The sequence below is a fragment of the Bradyrhizobium sp. UFLA05-109 genome (genome assembly GCF_054185165.1).
Genome location: NZ_JBBIAR010000036.1, coordinates 62323 through 81958, shown reverse-complemented (window position 1 = coordinate 81958; position 19636 = coordinate 62323). Strand labels below are relative to the sequence as shown.

Annotated in this window: 20 protein-coding genes and 1 pseudogene; 11 read left to right on the top strand and 10 right to left on the bottom strand. The window is 64.6% G+C overall.

Annotation, left to right across the window (positions count from 1 at the left end; genetic code table 11):
• Window positions 1-2: 2 nt before the first annotated feature.
• Window positions 3-983, top strand: a complete 981-nt coding sequence (locus Q3C01_RS25455) for a helix-turn-helix domain-containing protein (protein WP_458148040.1) — start codon at window positions 3-5, stop codon at window positions 981-983.
• A 9-nt stretch (window positions 984-992) separates the two neighbouring features.
• Here Q3C01_RS25455 and Q3C01_RS25450 read toward each other — a convergent pair whose 3' ends face one another.
• The 3 genes from Q3C01_RS25450 to Q3C01_RS25440 are packed head-to-tail and all read right to left on the bottom strand — an operon-like array spanning window position 993 to window position 2512.
• On the bottom strand, window positions 993-1604 hold the full coding sequence (locus Q3C01_RS25450; RefSeq protein WP_458148039.1) for a TlpA family protein disulfide reductase: 612 nt from the start codon (window positions 1602-1604) through the stop codon (window positions 993-995).
• The gene (locus Q3C01_RS25445; RefSeq protein ID WP_458148038.1) at window positions 1597-2061 is read right to left on the bottom strand and encodes a DsrE family protein; all 465 of its coding nucleotides are present in this window, start codon (window positions 2059-2061) and stop codon (window positions 1597-1599) included. The genes Q3C01_RS25450 and Q3C01_RS25445 overlap by 8 nt, the downstream gene beginning before the upstream one ends.
• A 22-nt stretch (window positions 2062-2083) precedes the next feature.
• Complete coding sequence (locus Q3C01_RS25440; RefSeq protein WP_458148037.1) at window positions 2084-2512, bottom strand: DoxX family protein; 429 nt, start codon at window positions 2510-2512, stop codon at window positions 2084-2086.
• A 103-nt stretch (window positions 2513-2615) separates the two neighbouring features.
• Here Q3C01_RS25440 and Q3C01_RS25435 point away from each other — a divergent pair, with 103 nt between their 5' ends.
• The gene (locus Q3C01_RS25435) at window positions 2616-3500 is read left to right on the top strand and encodes a LysR family transcriptional regulator (protein WP_458148036.1); all 885 of its coding nucleotides are present in this window, start codon (window positions 2616-2618) and stop codon (window positions 3498-3500) included.
• 19 nt (window positions 3501-3519) lie between these two features.
• Here Q3C01_RS25435 and Q3C01_RS25430 read toward each other — a convergent pair whose 3' ends face one another.
• Window positions 3520-4665: an acyl-CoA dehydrogenase family protein gene (locus tag Q3C01_RS25430; protein WP_458148035.1), complete on the bottom strand. Its 1146-nt coding sequence runs from the start codon at window positions 4663-4665 to the stop codon at window positions 3520-3522.
• 125 nt (window positions 4666-4790) lie between these two features.
• Here Q3C01_RS25430 and Q3C01_RS25425 point away from each other — a divergent pair, with 125 nt between their 5' ends.
• On the top strand, window positions 4791-5483 hold the full coding sequence (locus Q3C01_RS25425) for an alpha/beta hydrolase family protein (RefSeq protein WP_458148034.1): 693 nt from the start codon (window positions 4791-4793) through the stop codon (window positions 5481-5483).
• Window positions 5484-5495: 12 nt separating this feature from the next.
• On the opposite strand, the gene Q3C01_RS25420 is transcribed toward Q3C01_RS25425, so the two are convergent.
• On the bottom strand, window positions 5496-6470 hold the full coding sequence (locus Q3C01_RS25420) for a ketopantoate reductase family protein (protein WP_458148033.1): 975 nt from the start codon (window positions 6468-6470) through the stop codon (window positions 5496-5498).
• Window positions 6471-6642: 172 nt separating this feature from the next.
• Here Q3C01_RS25420 and Q3C01_RS25415 point away from each other — a divergent pair.
• Window positions 6643-7434: pseudogene (locus Q3C01_RS25415) on the top strand (enoyl-CoA hydratase-related protein); the annotation flags it as partial.
• A gap of 236 nt (window positions 7435-7670) precedes the next feature.
• On the opposite strand, the gene Q3C01_RS25410 reads toward Q3C01_RS25415, so the two are convergent.
• Window positions 7671-7925: a hypothetical protein gene (locus tag Q3C01_RS25410; protein WP_458148032.1), complete on the bottom strand. Its 255-nt coding sequence runs from the start codon at window positions 7923-7925 to the stop codon at window positions 7671-7673.
• A 148-nt stretch (window positions 7926-8073) separates the two neighbouring features.
• Between Q3C01_RS25410 and Q3C01_RS25405 the strand changes: the two genes are divergently transcribed.
• The 4 genes from Q3C01_RS25405 to Q3C01_RS25390 all read left to right on the top strand — a co-directional run bounded on the left by Q3C01_RS25405 (window position 8074) and on the right by Q3C01_RS25390 (window position 12173).
• Window positions 8074-9438, top strand: coding sequence for an FAD-dependent oxidoreductase (locus Q3C01_RS25405; RefSeq protein WP_458148031.1), 1365 nt, complete (start codon window positions 8074-8076; stop codon window positions 9436-9438).
• 21 nt (window positions 9439-9459) lie between these two features.
• Entirely contained in the window at window positions 9460-10464 is a 1005-nt protein-coding gene (locus tag Q3C01_RS25400) for an ABC transporter substrate-binding protein (protein WP_458148030.1), read from the top strand.
• A 115-nt stretch (window positions 10465-10579) separates the two neighbouring features.
• On the top strand, window positions 10580-11353 hold the full coding sequence (locus Q3C01_RS25395; RefSeq protein WP_458148029.1) for an ABC transporter ATP-binding protein: 774 nt from the start codon (window positions 10580-10582) through the stop codon (window positions 11351-11353).
• A complete protein-coding gene (locus Q3C01_RS25390) occupies window positions 11346-12173 on the top strand; it encodes an ABC transporter permease (RefSeq protein ID WP_458148028.1) in 828 nt (275 codons plus the stop codon). Before Q3C01_RS25395 ends, Q3C01_RS25390 begins: the two co-directional genes overlap by 8 nt.
• Window positions 12174-12301: 128 nt before the next feature.
• Here Q3C01_RS25390 and gtdA read toward each other — a convergent pair whose 3' ends face one another.
• On the bottom strand, window positions 12302-13342 hold the full coding sequence (gene gtdA / locus Q3C01_RS25385) for a gentisate 1,2-dioxygenase (RefSeq protein ID WP_458148027.1): 1041 nt from the start codon (window positions 13340-13342) through the stop codon (window positions 12302-12304).
• A 93-nt stretch (window positions 13343-13435) separates the two neighbouring features.
• Here gtdA and maiA point away from each other — a divergent pair, with 93 nt between their 5' ends.
• On the top strand, window positions 13436-14068 hold the full coding sequence (maiA, locus tag Q3C01_RS25380; protein ID WP_458148026.1) for a maleylacetoacetate isomerase: 633 nt from the start codon (window positions 13436-13438) through the stop codon (window positions 14066-14068).
• On the top strand, window positions 14058-14570 hold the full coding sequence (locus Q3C01_RS25375; protein WP_458148025.1) for a MarR family winged helix-turn-helix transcriptional regulator: 513 nt from the start codon (window positions 14058-14060) through the stop codon (window positions 14568-14570). The genes maiA and Q3C01_RS25375 overlap by 11 nt, the downstream gene beginning before the upstream one ends.
• A 291-nt stretch (window positions 14571-14861) precedes the next feature.
• Here Q3C01_RS25375 and Q3C01_RS25370 read toward each other — a convergent pair whose 3' ends face one another.
• The 3 genes from Q3C01_RS25370 to Q3C01_RS25360 form a co-directional block, all read right to left on the bottom strand.
• Window positions 14862-16001 carry an FAD-dependent monooxygenase gene (locus tag Q3C01_RS25370; RefSeq protein WP_458148024.1) on the bottom strand — a complete coding sequence of 380 codons (1140 nt, stop codon included), beginning with the start codon at window positions 15999-16001 and terminating at the stop codon, window positions 14862-14864.
• Window positions 16002-16142: 141 nt separating this feature from the next.
• On the bottom strand, window positions 16143-16961 hold the full coding sequence (locus Q3C01_RS25365) for a cysteine rich repeat-containing protein (RefSeq protein WP_458148023.1): 819 nt from the start codon (window positions 16959-16961) through the stop codon (window positions 16143-16145).
• Window positions 16962-17121: 160 nt separating this feature from the next.
• Window positions 17122-18123, bottom strand: coding sequence for an NADP-dependent oxidoreductase (locus tag Q3C01_RS25360; protein ID WP_458148022.1), 1002 nt, complete (start codon window positions 18121-18123; stop codon window positions 17122-17124).
• Window positions 18124-18336: 213 nt separating this feature from the next.
• Between Q3C01_RS25360 and Q3C01_RS25355 the strand changes: the two genes are divergently transcribed.
• Window positions 18337-19632 carry a dicarboxylate/amino acid:cation symporter gene (locus tag Q3C01_RS25355; protein WP_458148021.1) on the top strand — a complete coding sequence of 432 codons (1296 nt, stop codon included), beginning with the start codon at window positions 18337-18339 and terminating at the stop codon, window positions 19630-19632.
• Window positions 19633-19636 lie beyond the last annotated feature (4 nt).

The window sequence follows — 19636 nt, the reverse complement described above, 5'->3', positions numbered from 1 at the left end:
TGATGGAGCAGGTCAATCCAGCAAGCCGGCCGCGGCACTTCGTCTGGAATACGGCCGAGATGCGACCGGCCGAGCAGTTTTCCTTCTATCGCGAGGCAATCTGCCAGGCGTTCATGAACCTGACGCCGGAATCGGCGACGACCTCGCGTTTTCCAGCGAAGGTCGAGACGATCAGGTTCGGCGCCGGCGCGGTCAACCGCGTGGTGTTTCCCGAGCATACCGTGCATCGCTCGCGCAGCGATATCGCGGCCTCGAACGAGAGCTGCTTCTATCTCAACTTCAAGCTCGCCGGCCGCTGCCGCATCCTGCAGGGGGATCGCGACGTCAGCCTGGCGCGCGGCCAGGTCGGCATCTGCGACAGCGACCGTGAGCTGGCACTGCGGCATGATCGCGGCCCGACGTTGGAGGTCGCTTCCTTCTGGGTGCCCTCGCGCGCGCTGCGCGACCGTTTGCCTCCGGGCTTCGATTTCGAGGCCGAGCGTGTCTCCGATGATCCCCATGTCGGCCATCTCATCGTCGAGACGGCGCGCTCGCTCAACGCCGGCGCATTGCGGATGGCGGAGGAGGACAGCGTGCGCCTGTTCAGCGTGCTGCTCGACCTCGTGGCGCTGAGCCTGTCGCGCCGCTCGCGCGCGCAAGTCGCGGAAGCCGCGAGCTTTGCCGATGCCACGGTGCTGGCGCTCCGCCGCGCGATCCACGAACGGCTGCGCGAGCCGGGCCTGACGGTCGCCGCGGTCGCGGGCGCCGTCGGCATCAGCGAACGCTACGTGCACAAGCTGTTCGAGCGTTCCGGCACGACGTTCTCCGACTACATCATGGAACGCCGCCTCGACGGCGCCGCGGCGGATCTGAGGGATCAGGCCATGGCGCGTCGCGAGATCGGCGCCGTCGCGTTCGACTGGGGCTTTTCTGACCTCTCCCACTTCACGCGGCGTTTCAAGCAACGCTTTGGCTGCCGGCCGCGCGACTGGCGCAGCCGGTAAGCCTTCGCACTAGGCCTGCTCGCGATAAAACTGCAGCAGCGCCGTGCCCGCCGGCGACAGCCAGTCGGCGGCCCCCGTGATGTAGCCCTCGATGCGATTGCTACGCCCGATGAGATAGGTGATGGGCATGCCGAAGAGCCTGAAGGCTGCATCGGCCGGGTCGCTCGCCGCGGCGGCGACGCCATAGGCATCGACGTAGGAGAGGAGATGTTGCGTGCTGAGGCCGCCCAGGAAGTGCGTGATCTTCCCGAGATCCCTTGTGTCGGTGCAGATCGCATGGATGTCCAGGTCATCGCTCCGCGATCGCGCGAGGCTTGCCATGACTGGCAGGTCGAGGCGGCAGGCCGCGCACCAGGTCGCCCAGAAATTGATGATGGTTACGCGCCCCGGCTTTGCCATCAGCACGACATCCTTGCCACGCAAATCCCTGAGCCGCAGCGGCGGCATCGGCGCGCGAGGCCGCACCACGGTGAACTGGCTGCGTCCGGTCTCGAACAGCGGTGGCCACGGGCCATTTTCCGCATGAGCAGGACGCAGGCGAGCCAGTCCGAGCGCGGGCGCGGCCAAGAGCATCGCCCGTCGCGTCAGCCCGGTCCGGTTCACACGAGGCACATCACGCATGGATATAGGCCCATCCCCTGAGCTGGAGATCGACGACGCGGCCGATGCCGAACGGCACGAGCGCCGCGCCTGATATCAGCGGGATCGTGATCTGCTCCTTGGCCTCCGCGATCGATTTGGAGGATGCGCACATGCTGTAGCTGAGGTTCGGCAGCGATTGCCGCAATGTGGCCAGCGGCTCGGCGAGCGTGGACTTGTCCGCGCGAAACACCTCGATGCCCTTGCCGTTGGCGACGACCTCGATCATGAGCCTTGTGCCTTTCTCGGCAAAATGCTTTGCGAGATTGGCCGAGTAGCTGATCGCATGCCCCATGACATAGGGCTCGTTGCTGTCGATCAGGATCACCACGCCGTCGACGAGGCGATCCTCCTTGGCCGCGGCATGTGAGCTGGCCGCGGTCAGGATCGAGGCGCCCGCGATCAGTCCGCGGCGTGACAATGGGTTGGAGAGGACCATCGCTGGCGCCACGAGGTCTGTGTCAGAACCGACGCGCAGCAATCCGCGCCTTGCGGCCGCGTCCCCACAGCACGAAGAGAGCGAGCGCCAGCAGGACGAAGTTGAGCGGGGTCACCGCGGCCTCGCCGCGTGAGATGTGGAAGACGAGCGCAAACACCTGCAACACCGTGCAGCCGAGCGCGGCCAGCACCGTCAGCCGCGGCAGGATGCGCGTCAGCGCCGGCAGGAGAATGCCGATCCCGCCAGCGAGGTCGATGAGACCGATGGTGCGAACGAAGCCTTCCGAATACTGGCCCGCCCAAGGCATCATCTCGGCAAGCTGCGGAATAGGCGTAAGCAGCTTCACGAGTCCGGCTGAGCCAAAGGCCAGAAAGATCAGGACCTGGGCAATCCAGAGTCCGGCTCGAAGCGGGCGTCCCGGCGCGGCGGCTTCAATGGCGGTAGTCGACATGGTGGTTTTCTCCAATGAGTGGGTTGCCACCATTTGATAGTTTCACGATCTTTGATCATTATGCATTTCGGTAGGAGTTCCTTTCCTGGATGTTGATGATCTCATGGATTCGTTGGTCAGCATGAGGGTGTTCTGTCTGGTCGCCGAGCTGAAGAGCTTTGCGACCGCCGCCCAGCGCCTGCGCATTTCGCCCGCGATGGCGAGCAAGCACGTGATGCAGCTCGAGAAGCGGCTGGGCACGCGGCTGCTCAACCGGACCAGCCGGCGCGTGAGCCTCAGCGAGAGCGGCACGCTCTATTTCGAGCAGGCGCGCCAGATGCTCGATTCGCTCGACGAGGTCGAAGCCGCCGTCAGCAAGGCGACCGTCGTCCCGCGCGGCGTGTTGCGGCTGACGGCGCCGGTGTGGATGGCGAATGCGATGTTCGCCGGTGTGCTGGCGGAGTACCAGGCCCGCTATCCCGAGGTGCGCCTCGACGTCGATCTCAGCGGGCGGCTGGTCAACCTCGTCGAGGAAGGCTTCGATCTCGCGCTGCGCGCGACGGGCGCACCCGACGAGGCGCTGATCGCACGGCCGATTTCCGGCGTCCCGTTCTACATGGTCGCAGCTCCCGCCTTTCTCAAACGCGCTGGTCGCCCGACGAAGCCGGCCGATCTTTCCGGCCAGGCCCTGCTGCACTACGCGCTTTATCCGGGCGAGAGCTTCTCCCTTACCGGCGAGCGCGGCACCGAGACCATCAAGCTGAACCCGGTGCTGCGCAGCGGCAACGAAACGCTGCTGCACATGGCAGCGCTCGAAGGCATGGGCTTCGCTTTCCTGCCGAAATGGCTGGTCACTGACGACATCGCGGCCGGACGTCTCGAGCACGTCATGCCCGACCAGATCATCTTCGTGGGAAAACTGTTCGCGGTCTATCCGAGCCGCAAATATCTCTCCGCGAAAGTCAGGACCTTCATCGACTTCGTCGCCGCCGACAAACGGATGAAGTAATCGCGCTACAGGGACCTGATTACAGCGATCTGGCGATCAACAGCTTCATGATCTCGTTGGTGCCGCCATAGATCTTCTGGATGCGGGAATCGATGAAGATGCGCGAGATCGGGTATTCCTGCATGTAGCCATAGCCGCCGAACAGCTGGAGGCATTCGTCGGCGGTCTCGACCTGCTTTTCCGAGCACCAGTATTTCGCCATCGAGGCGGTGACGGTGTCGAGATCTCCTGCGATCAGACGCTCGACGCACCAGTCGACGAAGACGCGGGCGATCATCGCCTCGGTCTTGCGCTCGGCGAGCTTGAACGCGGTGTTCTGGAATTCGAGCAGCGGCTTGCCGAAGGCGGTGCGTTCCTTGGTGTAATCGGTGGTGAGCTTCACTGCGCGCTCCATCGACGCGACGGCGCCGACCGCGAGCGAGAGGCGCTCCTGCGGCAGTTGCTGCATCAGTTGCACGAAGCCTTGCCCCTCTTCCTTGCCGAGCAGGTTTTCCGGCGGCACCGTGACGTTGTCGAAGAACAGTTCCGACGTATCGGAGGCGTGCAGGCCGATCTTGTCGAGGTTGCGCCCGCGGCGATAGCCTTCAGCGGCTGCGGTCTCGACCACGATCAGCGAGATGCCCTTGGCGCCAACCTCGCCGGTGCGCGCGACGACGATGACGAGGTCGGCGGCCTGGCCGTTGGTGATGAACGTCTTCTGGCCGTTGATGACGTAGGAATTGCCCTGCTTCTTCGCCGTGGTCTTGACGCTCTGCAGGTCCGAGCCGGTGCCGGGCTCGGTCATGGCGATGGCGCCGACCATCTCGCCCGATGCCATCTTCGGCAGCCAGCGCGTCTTCTGCTCCTCCGAGCCGTAGTTGAGGATGTAGTGGGCGACGATGGCGCTGTGGACAGAGACGCCGGTCGTCACCTCCGGCACCGTGCTCTCGATATCCTCCAGCACCGCGGCTTCATAGGCGAAGGTCGCGCCCAGGCCGCCATAGGCTTCGGGCACGCTCGGCAGCAGCGCGCCCATCTCGCCGAGCCCGCGCCAGGCGGAGCGGTCGACCATCTTCTGCGCGCGCCACTTCTCAGCATGCGGCGCGAGGTCCTTGGCGAGGAATTTCCGGAACTGGTCGCGGAAGATCTCGAGCTCTTCGGTCATCCAGGAGGAGCGATAAGACATAAAAACCTCGCATCGTGATGCAGTGGCGTAGGTACGCCAGCCGATAGCGGCAATTATTGTGTTTTCAGGCTGCGCCGGTGGCGCTACCAAGGCAACCGGATTCGAGCCTTTCAGGGTGTGTGATTGTGACTGCCAAAACGACTGAGCTCAAGGCGACAGAGCTCAAGATCGACATCGAGCGCGTGGGCGTCGTCTCCGCACTGCTGACGATGCAGGACAAGCCCCGCGCCTGCTACGTCTTGGCCCATGGCGCGGGCGCCGACATGCGGCATTCGTTCATGGACAAGGTCGCGGCAGGACTGGCCGAGCGCGGCATCGCGACGCTGCGCTATAATTTTCTCTACATGGAGAAGAAGCAGGGCCGCCCCGACACGCCTGCGATCGCGCACGCCGCGGTGCGGGCGGCGGTCGACGAGGCGGCGCGGCTCTGTCCTGGTCTGCCGCTGTTCGCCGGCGGAAAATCGTTCGGCGGGCGCATGACCTCGCAAGCGCAGTCCAAGGCGCCGCTGCCCCGTGTGCGCGGGCTCGCTTTCCTCGGCTTTCCCCTGCATGCCGACAACAAGCCATCGATCGAGCGCGCGGCTCATCTCGCCGGGATCGATATCCCGATGCTGTTCCTGCAAGGCACGCGCGACCGGCTCGCCGATCTCAGCTGCCTCGAACCCGTGATCAAGGAACTCGGCCCGAAGGCTACGCTGCACGAGGTCGCCGGAGGCGATCACTCCTTCCTGGTCTTGCGGAAGTCCGGCCGTAGCAATGAAGAGGCGATTGAAGAGGTGCTTGATGCGCTCGCGGCGTGGATCGATGAGCTCATCTGAGCCTTTGCGCAGTCATCCCGCATAAAGCCCCTTGTCGCGTGCCTTCTGGATCGCGAGGGCCGCGACCAGGTCGAGTGACGGGGTCGACAGGCCCGCAGCGTGGGCAAAGGCGGCCGGCGCCTTCACCAGCACGTCGATCTCCATGGCGCGGCCGAGCTCGTAGTCCTGGAGCAGCGACGGCTTGTGGTTGGGCGCCGGGCCGCTGCGGGTCACCCGCTTGACCTCGGGGATGTAATGCTGAGCGATCTCGTTGGCCTCGTTGAGCAGGCGCGGAATGACGTCGGTGAAGGCGGGGTCGTTGCGCACGCCGCGCGCCGTGAGACCGGTAAGCAGGCAGAGCACTGAGAGCGACATGTTGGTCAGGAGCTTTGACCAGATTGCTTCGCGGATGTCAGAGATGGGCGGCGAGTCGAGCTTTGCCTCGTTCAGTGCCGCGCGGAGCCGGTTGATGCGCTCACTGGTGCGGTCGTCGCATTCGCCGGCCAAGAGCCGGTTGCGGTCCGGCGAGAGGTTTTCGACGATGCCGGGCTCGACCACTTCATTGGAGGAGAATACGACGCCGCCAACGATCCGCTCCTTGCCAATCGTTTTCTTCAGGCGCGCGCCGGGATCGAGGAAGGCGAGGTCGGGCGGGGCGGGGTGCCGCGGCGGTAGCCCAATATTGTACCACCAGGGAATGCCGTTCTGCGCGAAGACGATCGCGGTTTCTTCGCCAAGCAGCGGCGCGATGCCGGTGACGAGGCCCGGCAGGCCGGTTGCCTTCAGCGTAGAGATCACGACGTCCTGCGGCCCGAGTTGGGCCGGATCACCGGAGGCGCGGACCTTGGCACAAATTTCCGCCTCGCCGACGCGCAGCTTCAGGCCGTTGGCGCGCACCGCCTCCAGATGCGGTCCGCGCATGACGCAGGAGACCTCGTGGCCGGCGCGTGCAAGCCGCACCGCAAGGTGGCTGCCGACGGCGCCCGCGCCGAAAATGCAAATCCGCATGATATGACCGCCCCGTCCCGAGGATTGATCTTTGGCTCGCGCCGGCGGCCAGCATGGCACAAGCCGCCATGCGATGGGCGCGACCGCCTCCCCGCGGAAAGTGATGGATCAAGGGGCGCGGCCACGGTCATAGTGCGTGGCCTGAGAAAGAATAATGCCGAGAGGATCGCCCATGCCGGCCAGCCCCGTTTTGTGGACCCTTGATGAGCGCGGGGTCGCGACCATCACGCTCAATCGACCCGAGGTCAACAATGCCTATGACGGTGCGCTGATATCAGGTGTGCTCACGGCGATGGACGAATTGGGCGGGAAACCCGATTTGCGCGTCGTGGTGCTCAAAGGCAACGGCAAGCATTTTCAGGCCGGCGCCGACCTCAAATGGATCAACAGCGTGCGTCCGCAATTGCCTGGAGAGAACGAGGCCGCCTCGCGGGCGACCTTCGAGGCCGTGCAGCGGCTGAACACGCTGCCGATCCCGACCGTGGCCCTCGTGCAGGGCGGCTGCTTCGGTGGCGGCACCGGCGTGATCGCGGCTTGCGACGTCGTGATCGCGGCCGACAATGCGCTGTTCTCGATCACCGAGGTGCGTTGGGGCCTGACCGCTGCGATCATCATCCCGCAGCTCTGCGACGCCATCGGCGTGCGTCAGGTCCGCCGCTACGCGCTGACCGGCGAGCGGTTTGGCGCCGAAGAGGCGCGCCGAATTGGCCTCGTTCATGAGGTCGTGCCGCTCGCCGAGCTGGAGGCCGCCGGTGCGAAGGTCATCGAGCAGTTGCTCGCCAACGGGCCGGAGGCGATGGCGGAAACCAAGCGGCTCGCGCTGGAGAGCTCGTTCGGCGGCATGAGCGTCGATGACGCCGCCTATGCGCGCCTCGTTCATTTGCACTCGCTCAAGCGCCAGAGCGCGGAAGCGGCTGAAGGGCTGGCGTCCTTTGCCGAGAAGCGCGCGGCGAAGTGGGGCGGCAAGGCCGAAAGCAGGATGAGAAGAAGCTCGATTGTTGCCGCGAAGGCGGTGCGCTCCCTCTCCCGCTTGCGGGGGAGGGCTGGGGTGGGGGTGTTTCCGCAATGGACAATCCCAGCGTGGAGAAAGCCCTCACCCGGCGCTTCGCGCCGACCTCTCCCGCAAGCGGGAGAGGTGCGGCGAGTTCGGGGCAAAATCGATCTTGCCAATGATCGTCAGCGTGTGCTCGGCTTCTTCGCTCAGCAGCCGCGGCAGATGCCGCTCATGCTGCGGTAGACCGCGTCGTCGTCCTGCCGCATCTGCTTCATCGATTCGAGTGTGGTGCTCTCGCGTGGCGGCTCCGGCTTGCGCTTGGCCGCAAGCTCTTCCTCCTGTCGCTTGTAGCAGGCCTCGCGGTCGGCCTTGGCCTGGATGAAGCGGCAGTTCTGCTCCAGCGCGGAAGCGGGCGCGGCGGTGATCGCAAGGCAGATCAGCGAAATTAGAGTGCGTTTCAAAGGTATCGATCCTAGGGGGACGCCTGTTCTGTCAGTTCCGCTGAACGGGATCAATCGTCTTGTGGCGCCACAGGGCTTTACATCGTCGATCGCTTTGTCGAGATAGCAAGAAAGGCCGCCTTGGGCCTCAAACGACCGGAAGATCGTCTTGCACCAAAAATCCATTCGGGAACCTGCGCGCCAGGTGCCGCTCTACGGCGAATATGAAGTGGTCGTGCTCGGCGGCGGGCCGGCCGGCATCATCGCAGCGGCCTCGGCCGCGCGGGAAGGGCGGCGAACGCTCCTGATCGAGCGCTACGGCTTCTTGGGCGGCATGGGCACGGCCGCCGGCGTCACCAACTTTTGCGGCTTGCACGGTAATGTCTATGGCAGGCACCACCGTCTCGTGCAGGGCATGGCCTCAGAGTTGCTCGCGCGGATCAATCGGCTCGATGGCCTCAACGAGCCGCATCTGATCCTCGGCAAGGTCTTTGCGCAGGCCTATGACACGGCCGCCTACAAGATCGCGGCCGATGATCTTCTCGCCAGCCACAAGGTCGATATCCTCTTCCACGCACTCGGCGCCGGCGTCGTGATGGGCGATGCGCGCCGCATCGACGCGCTGATGGTCGAGACCAAGGCGGGACGGCAGGCGGTGCGAGCCGAGATCTTCATCGATTGCTCCGGCGACGGCGATCTCGCAGTCTGGGCCGGCGCGCCTTTCGAGATCGGCGACGAACACGGCCATCCGCTCTATCCGTCGATGATGTTCCGCCTCAATGGCATTGATCCGGACAAGGCTGGCGAGGCCTGGCGCACCATTCCGCAGTTGATGGAAAAGGCGCTCGTCGCCGGCACGCACAGCTTTCCGCGAAAAAGCGCGATCGTGCGGCCGCAGCGCCACGGCATCGAATGGCGGGTGAATTTCACCCAGGTCGCGCGCGAGGACGGCCATGCCATCAACGGTGTCGAGCCCGACGATCTCACCCGCGGCGAGATCGACGGTCGCAGGCAAGCGCTCGCGGCTTTCGAATTCCTGCGCACCGTCCCGGGCTTTGAAAAATCCTACATCGTCGACCTGCCGCCGCAGCTCGGCATCCGCGAGACTCGCCGCATTACGGGGGCCTATCAGCTCAGCGGCGAGGACGTGCTCACCTGCGCCTCGTTCGAGGATTCCATAGGCGTCAATGGCTGGCCGATCGAAGCGCATGTGCCGGGCGACGTCGTCTTCACGTTCCCGCCAATCCCGGAATCGCGCGGCTACAACGAATTGCCGTATCGCATGCTCCTTCCGGAGGGGCTAGACAATCTCCTGGTCGCCGGCCGCTGCGCCTCCATGACCCATGAGGGCCAATCGGCGGCACGCGTCTCTGGGGCGTGCTTCGTGATGGGGGAGGCGGCCGGTTCCGCCGCTGCGCTGGCGCTGGCAGGCAACCAGATCCCGCGTGACATCCCGGTTGAAAAACTGCAGGAAACATTGAAACAACAGGGCGCCTTCATCGGGCGGGACCAGACCGTGCCAGAGGGCCTGTAAAGAGACGACGGAGGAAGACGGATGGGTTGGGTTGCGCGGTTCGCGGGTGTGGGTTTGTTGGCGCTGACGACGATTGGAGCAGCGCAGGCCGAGGAGCCGCTAAAGGCTAAAATTGGCGTGCTCAGGCTGTCGTCCTCCGCGCCAGTCTTCATCGCGCAGGACAAGGGCTATTTCCGCGATGCCGGCCTCGATATCGAGCTGAAGTTCTTCGATGCGGCGCAGCCGATCGCCGTCGCCACGACCTCGGGCGACGTCGATTTCGGTATCACCGCCTTCACCGCCGGTCTCTACAATCTCGCCGGCAAGGGCACGCTGAAGGTGATCGGCGGCATGAGCCGCGAAAAGGCCGGCTATCCCCTGATCGGCTATTTCGCCAGCAATAATGCCTACGCGGCTGGCCTGAAGACGCCAAAAGATCTCGCCGGCAAGCGCGTGGCGATGACGCAGGTCGGATCGTCCTTTCACTATTCACTCGGCCTGCTCGCGGACAAGTACGGCTTCAAGCTATCAGACGTGAAGATCGTGCCGCTGCAATCGCTGTCGAATGCGGCGGCTGCGCTGAAGGGCGAAACGGTCGACGCCGCGCTGCTTCCGATCTCCACCGCGCGCAAGCTGATGGACGAGGGCGGCGCGAAATTCCTGGGCTGGGTCGGCGATGAGACGCCCTGGCAACTCGGCGCCGTGTTCGCCTCTCCCAAGACGCTCGCCAACAAAGTGCTGGTGACGAAGCTGCTCGGCGCGCTGGCAAAAGCCGATCGCGAATATCACGACGTCATTCTCGCCGCGATGAAGGACGGCACCGTGCCGATCAACGAGCAGACAAAACCGCTGCTCGAGATCATTGCCAGGTACACCAACCTGCCGGTCGAGCAGGTGGTCGGCAATTGCGCCTATATCGATCCCGACGGCAAGCTGGACGTGAAGAACGTCGACAACCAGATCAAATGGCTGCAAGCGCAGGGCTTTGCCGACAAGGGCTTTGATGCGGATACGATCATCGCCAAGGATTATGTGAAGGCGGATTGATGCCCCAGGCGATCACTCATCTCCGTCATCCTTCGAGGCTCGCTTCGCGAGCACCCCTGCAACAACGGCGAAGCCGTTGTGCAAGGGATGACGGGTCCATAGCGCGGGTTAGCAGATGGACCTGATCGCCAACCACATCACCCACCGCTTCGGCGAGCTCGCGGTGCTCGACGACGTCTCCTTCACCGTCAGCGCGGGCGAGGTGGTGGCGATTGTCGGGCCGTCGGGCTGCGGCAAGAGCACGCTGCTGTCGATTTTGGGTGGGCTATTGCTGCCGTCATCCGGCGCGGCCGAGCTGCGTGGCGCGCCGCCTGCGGACAGCCTCAATCCGCTGACCTTCGTGTTCCAGGATTTTGCGCTGCTGCCCTGGGCCACGGTGGAGGAGAACGTGGAATTCGTGCTGCTGCACACGCAGCTTTCGTCCGCACAACGCCGCGCGCAGGTCGACGATGCCCTGCGCCGTACGGGACTTACCGATTTTCGCAAGACCTATCCCAAGCAGCTCTCCGGCGGCATGCGCCAGCGCGTCGGCATTTCGCGCGCGCTTGCGGTGAGACCCGCAATCCTCCTGATGGACGAGCCGCTCTCGGCGCTGGATTCGCAGACCCGAGAGCTGTTGATGGAGGACTTCGTCGGCCTGCTCGCCGATGGCGGCATGGGCGCGGTCTATGTTACCCACAATCTCGAAGAGGCGGCGCGCCTTGCCGACCGCATCGTCGTGTTGTCGCGGCGGCCCGGCCGCATTCGCGAAGTCGTGACAGTGCCGATGACGCGCGCCGAACGGGGCGAGGCTGCCGCGCGTGAAAAGCTGCTCGCGCTGCAGAACCAGATCTGGTCGCTGATCCGTAACGAAGCGATCGATGCCGAGCGCGAGGTCCAGCATGCTTGATCGCGCGCCACAGGCGGAAGCGCGGGCAAAGGATGCTGCGACGCGGCCGGTCCGCTTTCGCGGCGCGGGCTTCGTGCCGGCGAGCAGTCGTTTTGGCGGCTGGGTCGCGCTCGCGCTCGTCATTGCGCTGTGGCAGGCCGCGGGCAGCGCGCGCCTCGTCAATCCGCTGTTCCTGCCGCCACCATCGGCGATCGCGCGCGCGATCTACGAGCTCGCCGTGTCCGGCGCGCTCTGGCAGCACGTCTCCGCCTCGCTTCTGCGCATCGGTGTCGGCTGGCTGCTCGGCACCGCGGCCGGTGTTGCGGTCGGCTTTGCCATTGGCCTGTCGCGGCTCGCGCGCAGCGTCGGCATCACCTTCATCTCGGCGCTGTTCCCGATCCCGAAGATCGCGCTGTTACCGCTGCTCATCCTCTGGCTCGGCATCGGCGAAGAACCGAAGATCGCGACCATTGCGCTCGGGGTGTTCTTCTCGACCGCGATCTCGGTCTATAGCGGCGTCGATGCGGTGCCGCGTAATCTCATCCGCATGGCGCAGAGCTTCAACGTGCCGTTCGCCACCATCGTGCGCAAAGTGGTCTGGCCGGGCGCGCTGCCCTCGATCCTCGCCGGCTTTCGCATCACGGCCTCGGTGGCGCTGCTGCTCGTCGTCAGCGCCGAGATGATCGGCGCCCAGTTCGGCATCGGTGCCTTCGTGCTCCAGGCCGGCAATCTCATGCAGACGGATCAGCTGCTTGCGGGCGTTGTGATCCTGTCGGTATTCGGGCTTGCGGTCGGGAAAGTAATCAACTGGCTGGAAACGCGGCTGCTGCACTGGCGGTGAGGCCGGCACAGATGCCGTAGGGTGGGCAAAGCGAAAGCGTGCCCACCACGTCTGCTTCATTCATGGAAAGATGGTGGGCACGGCGCTAACGCGCCTTTGCCCACCTTACGGCATCTACAACGCTGCCCTCACGCATTGCCGCGATCCTCGCGGAAGAGGTCGAGCTTCTGCTGCACCGGACGGTCGGAGAAGCTGAACAGCACGGCATCCGTCTCGGCTTCGTGCGTCACCCAGTGCCAGCTCGGCGCCACGAACAGGTCGCGCGGGCCCCATTCGAAGGTCGCATCGCCGATGCGGGTGCGGCCCTTGCCTTCGATGGCACAGTACACGGTCGCGTCGGTGGAGCGATAGCGCGCGGTCTTGAAACCCTTGGGCAGCAGCTGGATGAACGTGCCGATCGTCGGCATCGCATAGTCACCGGTCTCGGGGTTGCTGAACCTGAGCTTCAAGCCGTGGCAGGCGTCCCATTCCTCGCGCGCCTTGGCCTTCTCCAGCGCCTCGCGGGTGTAGGCATAGGGATAACTGAAGATCGGCGAGGTCTTCGAGTTTCGCTTCACGTCGACCGGCAGCAGATTGTGGCCGTAACGCGCAAAGCTGTCGCCCGCGGGTTTCGTGATCTTCTGCTTGTCCTCCTTGGCGCCTTCCGCAAAGGAGCAGTCGAAGAACTGCACCAGGGGGATGTCGAGACCGTCGAGCCAGAACATCGGCTCATCCGTCTCGTTGGAATGATCGTGCCAGGTCATCGACGGCGTGATGATGAAGTCGCCGGGCTCCATCGCCGTGCGCTCGCCGTCGACCGCAGTGTGGGCGCCCTTGCCTTCGAGCACGAAGCGCAAGGCCGACTGGCTGTGACGATGCGCGGGCGCGACGTCGCCGGGCACCACCATCTGTACGCCGGCATAGAGCGAGGTCGTGATCTTCGACTGTCCGCGGAGGCCTGGATTTTCCAGGATCAGCACCCGCCGCTCGGCTTCCTTGGCGGTGATCAGCTTGCCCGCTTCGGTCATGTAGTCGCGAATGACGTCGAACTTCCACAAATGCGGCCGACAGGCGCTCCTTGGCTCCGGCGTGATCAGATCGCTCATCACGGTCCAGAGCGCGGTGAGGTTTTCGCCGTCGATCTTCCTGTAGAACGCCTCGCGTTCCGGTGTCTTCGCAACGGCTTCCATGGCGAGCCTCCCGTTCGCTTTGTAGATTGACAGTATACTGTCAATCTGGATAGCGTCAACTTGACGGACGAGAAACCAAAAGGGAGGGTTCCGATGAAGCTGCATGGTTATTTCCGCTCCAGCGCGGCCTATCGGGTGCGGATCGCGCTGAACCTGAAGGGCCTGACCGCCGCTCACCTGCCGCATCATTTGCGCAAGGGCGAGCAATGCGCGCCCGCCTATCTCGCCATCAACCCGCAAGGCCTGGTGCCGGCGCTGGAGGATGATGCGGGCACGATCCTCACGCAGTCGCTCGCCATCATCGAATGGCTGGATGAGATCCAACCCAATCCGCCCCTGCTGCCGAAGGATAGCTTGCGCCGCGCCAAGGTGCGCGCGTTCGCGCTTGCCATCGCCTGCGATACCCACCCGGTGCAGAACCTGAAAGTGCTGGCGCGCCTGCGGGAGCTTGGGCTGGCGGAGGAGAAGGTCCAGGAATGGGCCGCCTGGGTCAATCGCGAGGGGCTGTCGGCCTGCGAGACGCTGGTGAAGAACGGGCCGGGGCCGTTCTGCTTCGGCGACGCGCCGACGCTGGCCGAGCTCTGCCTGGTGCCGCAGCTCGGCAATGCCCGCCGCTTCGGCGTCGACGTCTCGGCCTATCCGCGTCTGCTCCAGGCGGAAGCTGCGGCGAAGGCGCTGCCGGCCTTCGCCAACGCCGCGCCGGAACAGCAGCCCGATGCCGAGTAGGCCTCCTTCTGCGATCACGATGGACGCGGTCTATGCCGCGCCGGGCTATCTGTTCCGGCGCATGCAGCAGATCGCGGTCTCGATCTTCATGGAGGAGTGCAAGGCATTCGACCTGACGCCGGTGCAATATGCGGCGCTGGTCGCGATCCATACCCATCCCGGCATCGATGCAACGCGGCTGTCCGCGGTGATCGCCTTTGACCGCTCGACCCTCGGCAGCGTCATCGAGCGGCTCCAGGCCAAGGACTATATCGAGCGCAAGCCGGCGCCCGAGGACAAGCGGATCAAGCTACTCTATCCGACGAAGCAGGGTGCCGAGATCCTCAAGGACATCATCCCTGCGGTCGAACGCGCCCAGGCGCGCATGCTGGAGCCGCTCAAATCCGCCGACCGCAAGACGTTGATGACGCTGCTCATGCAGCTCGTCGATCTCAACAACGAAGCCTCCCGCGTCCCCCTGCGCGCCGAGGACGCGCTGGAGCATCTGGGGAAGGCGGGGTGAGGGTGTGCAGACGTATCAGGTTGGCGAGGGAGCGGCCTAACGCTCTGCTGTCGTCCCGGGGCGCGCCACCGGGTCCGCGCGAAGCGCGGCCCGATGACAGGCTCCGCGAGCCCGGGACCCATAACCCAAGGGAGTAGTTTGGCGTAGACTGGTAACCACTATCTCGCGCCACAACGGCTTTCTGTGGTTATGGATCCCGGCCTTCGCCGGGATGACATCGGTAGTGGAGCGGCATAGTGCGTCCCTCACGTCATCCTCTCACACCGTGAGCAGCGCCTGCAGGTCACACCCTCATTCCGGGCTTCCGCCGTTCTTTTCCGCCTCGTAGCGGGCCATGAAGGCCGGGGACATATGGCGCAGGCGCGCATCGTCGATCCGCCCCGAGCGGGTGATGTAGCTGTAGGCAAAATCCATCAGGTCGAGCTTCATGTGCTCGGCAAAATGCTCATACCAGCCGGCCGAGGTGCGCGCTGCGCTGACGAGCTTTTGCACGATCGGCTTGCGTTCGGCCTGATAGCGGTGCAGCGCGGTGGCAAGATGCGCGTCCGATTCCAGCGCCCTCACCAGCGAAATTGCGTCTTCGATGGCGAGCCGCGTGCCCGAGCCGATCGAGAAATGCGCCGAGTGCAAGGCATCCCCGATCAGCACCATGTTCTTGAACGACCAGTGCTCGTTCCAGACCCAGGGGAAGTTGCGCCAGACCGATTTGTTCGAGACCAGGCAGTGACCGCCGAGCGTATCCGCAAAGACCTCCTCGCACACGCCCTTGGATTGCTCGACGTCCTTGTAGGCAAAGCCATACGCCTGCCAGGTGGCATGGTCGCACTCGACCAGGAAGGTGCTCATGGTCGGCGAGTAGCGGTAGTGATGGGCATTGAAGGCACCGCGGTCGGTCTTCACGAAGGTCTGCGACAGCGTGTCGAAGCGTTTCGAGGTGCCGTACCAGACGAATTTGTTGGAGCAGTAGGACAGCGAGGTGCCGAAATCGCCTTCATAGGTGCGGCGCACTAGCGAGTTGAGCCCGTCGGCGGCGACGATCAGATCATGGCCGTTGACCTGATCGATGGAATGGACCGGCGTATCGAAGCGCGGTGTGACGCCGGCATCGAGCGCGCGCTGCTGGAGGAATTTCAGGAGCTCGAGCCGCCCGATCGAGGAGAAGCCGACGCCGTCGATGGCGACGCTGTCTCCGCCGAGGTTCAGCGTGATGTTTTCCCAGCTCTCCATGTGCGGCGTGATCGCGTCGACGGTGTCAGGGTCGTCGGCGCGCAGGAACTCCAGCGCCTCATCCGAGAAGACAACGCCAAAGCCCCAGGTCGCGTCGGCCGGGTTCTGCTCGAACAGGTCGACCTGGTCCTCGGGGTGGCGCTTCTTCCAGAGATAGGCGAAGTAGAGCCCGCCGGGCCCCCCGCCGATCACGGCGATCTGCAACGTTATCCTCCCTGACCGACAGTGTGCTTACGACCTCGCTAACTCATCGGCTCTGGTCCGTGGCGCCAAGTGCACGACCGCGCTGGTGAATGGCGCCTGGGTGAAGCGCTGCGTCCAAGGACTCGGCATCCTAGCGCGATCCTAGCGCGCAGCGAAGGGGGCAAGGACTTCTTTGCAGGCGGGCGACAGTGTCGCGGCGTTGGTTGCAAGGCATTGCGCAATGCGGCCGCCTCCCGGCGCCACGCCGGCGCACAATGTCCGGACATCGCCGCCGCAGGCCGAACGTACGATGATCAGTTCCTCGCGCGGCCGCAAGGGCCGCAGCACGATCACCGCCGGTGCTGCCGCGGGTGCGGCCGCTGCGGGTGCCGTGCCCGCGGGCGCTGCCGCGGCCGCCGCGCCGCCGCCACTGGCAGCGCTCACTGCCTTCGCGCAGGCGGACGAGACTCTCGCCTTGTTCTTCTCCAGGCATTCGAGCGCGGGCGCGCCGCCGGGCGGCACGCCGGCGCAGACTTTTGGATAGTCGGAGCGGCAGGCGCTCTTGATCGCGGAGACCTGTGCGCTGCTCGGCTGCTTGGCCGCGGCAGCTTTGGGCGTCTCGGCTTTGGGTGCTTCGGTCGCGGCGGCCGGCTTGGCGGGTTCAGCGGAAGGCGCCGATTCGGCCTTCGGTGCGGCCGGCGCGGCTTCGGTCTTTGGTGCGGCCGCCGGTTCGATCGCGCGCACCGCGCTCTGGCAGGCCGACGACAGGCTCGACATGTTCTTGTTCAGGCATTGCAGCGCCTCGGCGCCGCCCGGTGTCACGCTCGCGCAATGCGCCTGATAGTCGGCCCGGCATGCGGACCGGATCGCACTCTTCTGCGCGTCGGTCGGGGCCTGCGCGAAGATCGGTGCTGCAGTTGCGAAGAGAGCCGCCGTCAGCAACGCGTTGCGCGTTGCGACAATTCTTGAGCTGTTGAACATTTGCGTCAATTCCTGCCCTTGGTGAAGCCCATGCCTTGAAAATCGAGGCTTCGAAAAAGTCATATGATCGCAATCGGCGCGAGGCGCGCGGGGCATCATTGGCCGCTTTGGCATCTACCGCAAGTAGATTATGCCCACCGAATGTAGCGGGACACCATCATCAGAGCTTGACCATGCGCTTGCCGCGGTTGTCGCCCGCAAGCAATCCGATCAGCGCCCGCGGCGTGTTCTCGAGGCCATTGATGATGTCCTCCTGCACCTTCAACTGTCCCGACTTGACCCAGGCTTGCAGGTCGGCGAGCGCACGCTGGCTCTGGTCCATGTAGTCCATCACGATGAAGCCCTGCATCACGAGCCGCTTCACCACGATCAAGCCGGGCACGCCGCGCGGGCCATGCGCGGACGGCGCGCCATCATATTGCGAGATAGCACCGCAGCAGGCGATGCGGCCGTAATTGTTCATCTGTGGCAGGCAGGCTTCCAGAATGTCGCCGCCGACATTGTCGAAATAGACGTCGATGCCATCAGGCGCGGCCGCGCGCAGCGCCTTGAACACCGCGCCGTCCTTGTAATCGACCGCGGCATCGAAGCCGAGTTCCGAGGTGAGCCAGTTGCACTTGTCCGCGCCGCCGGCGATGCCGATCACGCGACATCCCTTGATCTTGGCGATCTGTCCGACGATCGATCCAACCGAGCCAGCAGCTGCCGAGACAACGACCGTCTCGCCCTCCTTGGGCTTGCCGATCTCCAGCAGGCCGAAATAGGCGGTGAGGCCGGCGATGCCGAACACGCTGAGCAGATGCGTCAGAGGCTCGAGCTTCGGCATTTTCGTGAGATGCTTTGCGGGCACTGCGGCGTAGTCTTGCCAGCCGGTATCGCCGAACACGATGTCACCGGCCGCGATCCCCGCGGCCTTCGAGCTGACGACCTCGGCGATGGCGCCGCCCGCCATTACGCTGTTGGCCTCGACCGCCGAGCGATAGGTCGCTCCATGCATCCAGGCGCGGTTGGCGGCATCGAGCGAGATGTACCGCACGCGCAACAGCGCCTCGCCGTCCTTCGGCTCCGGCACGGCGCCCTCGACCATCCTGAAATGCTCCGGTCCAAGCTTGCCGCTCGGCTTCTCCACCAGAAGGATCTGGCGATTGACGGTCCCGCTCATGGGTCATCCCCTCTCTAATTGTTTGACTTTTATTGATGCAGTTGCCGCGCAGAAAACATGCAAGCCGCATCCGTTGTGCGCTGCGTGAAAGCTAGATCGCTCCACCCCTTTACACAACGGGAACATCCGGCCAACGCGAGCGCTCGCCAAGCGTGTTGCGTAGCTGTCAAAATCTGCGACACTATGAAGCGCCGGTATACGCGGGGGTCAGCAATGTCGAACAGGTTTACGCAATACATTCTGGCCGCGATGGTGCTGGGCATCGTTGTGGGGTCGGCGATCTACAATTTCATGCCCGACACCCGTGCCGAGTGGGCGGCCTCGATCAACCTGATCGCCATGATGTTCCTGCGCCTGATCAAGATGATCATCGCGCCGCTGGTGTTCGCGACCCTCGTCGGCGGCATCGCGCATATGGGCTCCGGCGCAAGGCTCGGGCGCATCTTCGCCAAGACCATGGGCTGGTTCGTCAGCGCCTCTTTCGTGTCGCTGCTGCTTGGCCTCCTGATGGTCAATCTGCTCCAGCCGGGCTCGAATTTCCCGGGCACTCTGCCGGACAAGGCGCAGTCGACCGGCCTGCCGGTCTCCGCCTTCTCGATCGAGAAATTCCTCACCCATCTGATCCCGACCTCGATCGCGGATGCGATGGCGCAGAACGAGATCCTGCAGATCGTGATCTTCGCCGTGTTCTTCTCGGTGGCGATGGGCGCCCTGCCTGAGCGCTCGAAGCAGATCCTCGGATTGATCGACGACCTCGCCCACATCATGCTGAAGGTGACGAGCTATGTGATGATGTTCGCGCCGATTGCCGTCTGGGCCGCGATCACTGCGACCGTCGCAAAGAACGGCCTGCTGGTGCTGTGGAAGCTCATCGTGTTCATGGGCGGCTTCTACCTGTCGCTGCTGATCTTGTGGGGCATCCTGGTCGTCGTCGGGTTCGTCGCGATCGGGCCGCGCTACAGCCACCTGTTGCGGCTGATCCGCGAGCCCTTGATGATCGCATTCTCGACCGCGAGCTCGGAAGCGGCCTATCCCAAGACGCTGGAGGGGCTGACCAAGTTCGGCGCCTCCTCGCGGATCTCGAGCTTCGTGCTGCCGCTCGGTTACTCCTTCAACCTCGACGGCACCATGATGTACTGCACCTTTGCGAGCATCTTCATCGCGCAGACCTATCACATCGAGATGTCGCTCGCGACGCAGCTTGCCATGCTCGCAACGCTGATGATCACCTCCAAGGGCGTTGCCGGCGTGCCGCGCGCCTCGCTGGTCGTGATCGCCTCGACGCTCTCGCAGTTCGGCATCCCGGAGGCGGGCCTGTTGATGATCATGGGCATCGACACATTCCTCGACATGGGGCGCAGCGCCACCAACGTGATCGGCAACTCGCTCGCCACCGCCGTGGTCGCGAAGTGGGAAGGCGAGCTCGGGCCCGAGCATGCGCTCGGACCAGGCGAGGCTCCTACGCCGGACATGGTGCCCGGCGAAGTACCCGCGATGGCCGGCCACTGACAGG

Bases quoted from the DNA above. Each gene is read 5' to 3' on its own strand.
- Q3C01_RS25455 (WP_458148040.1), top strand. From the start codon at position 3: ATGGAGCAGGTCAATCCAGCAAGCCGGCCGCGGCACTTCGTCTGGAAT.
- Q3C01_RS25450 (WP_458148039.1), bottom strand. From the start codon at position 1,604: ATGCGTGATGTGCCTCGTGTGAACCGGACCGGGCTGACGCGACGGGCG.
- Q3C01_RS25445 (WP_458148038.1), bottom strand. From the start codon at position 2,061: ATGGTCCTCTCCAACCCATTGTCACGCCGCGGACTGATCGCGGGCGCC.
- Q3C01_RS25440 (WP_458148037.1), bottom strand. From the start codon at position 2,512: ATGTCGACTACCGCCATTGAAGCCGCCGCGCCGGGACGCCCGCTTCGA.
- Q3C01_RS25435 (WP_458148036.1), top strand. From the start codon at position 2,616: ATGGATTCGTTGGTCAGCATGAGGGTGTTCTGTCTGGTCGCCGAGCTG.
- Q3C01_RS25430 (WP_458148035.1), bottom strand. From the start codon at position 4,665: ATGTCTTATCGCTCCTCCTGGATGACCGAAGAGCTCGAGATCTTCCGC.
- Q3C01_RS25420 (WP_458148033.1), bottom strand. From the start codon at position 6,470: ATGCGGATTTGCATTTTCGGCGCGGGCGCCGTCGGCAGCCACCTTGCG.
- Q3C01_RS25400 (WP_458148030.1), top strand. From the start codon at position 9,460: ATGGGTTGGGTTGCGCGGTTCGCGGGTGTGGGTTTGTTGGCGCTGACG.
- Q3C01_RS25395 (WP_458148029.1), top strand. From the start codon at position 10,580: ATGGACCTGATCGCCAACCACATCACCCACCGCTTCGGCGAGCTCGCG.
- Q3C01_RS25390 (WP_458148028.1), top strand. From the start codon at position 11,346: ATGCTTGATCGCGCGCCACAGGCGGAAGCGCGGGCAAAGGATGCTGCG.
- gtdA (WP_458148027.1), bottom strand. From the start codon at position 13,342: ATGGAAGCCGTTGCGAAGACACCGGAACGCGAGGCGTTCTACAGGAAG.
- maiA (WP_458148026.1), top strand. From the start codon at position 13,436: ATGAAGCTGCATGGTTATTTCCGCTCCAGCGCGGCCTATCGGGTGCGG.
- Q3C01_RS25375 (WP_458148025.1), top strand. From the start codon at position 14,058: ATGCCGAGTAGGCCTCCTTCTGCGATCACGATGGACGCGGTCTATGCC.
- Q3C01_RS25365 (WP_458148023.1), bottom strand. From the start codon at position 16,961: ATGTTCAACAGCTCAAGAATTGTCGCAACGCGCAACGCGTTGCTGACG.
- Q3C01_RS25360 (WP_458148022.1), bottom strand. From the start codon at position 18,123: ATGAGCGGGACCGTCAATCGCCAGATCCTTCTGGTGGAGAAGCCGAGC.
- Q3C01_RS25355 (WP_458148021.1), top strand. From the start codon at position 18,337: ATGTCGAACAGGTTTACGCAATACATTCTGGCCGCGATGGTGCTGGGC.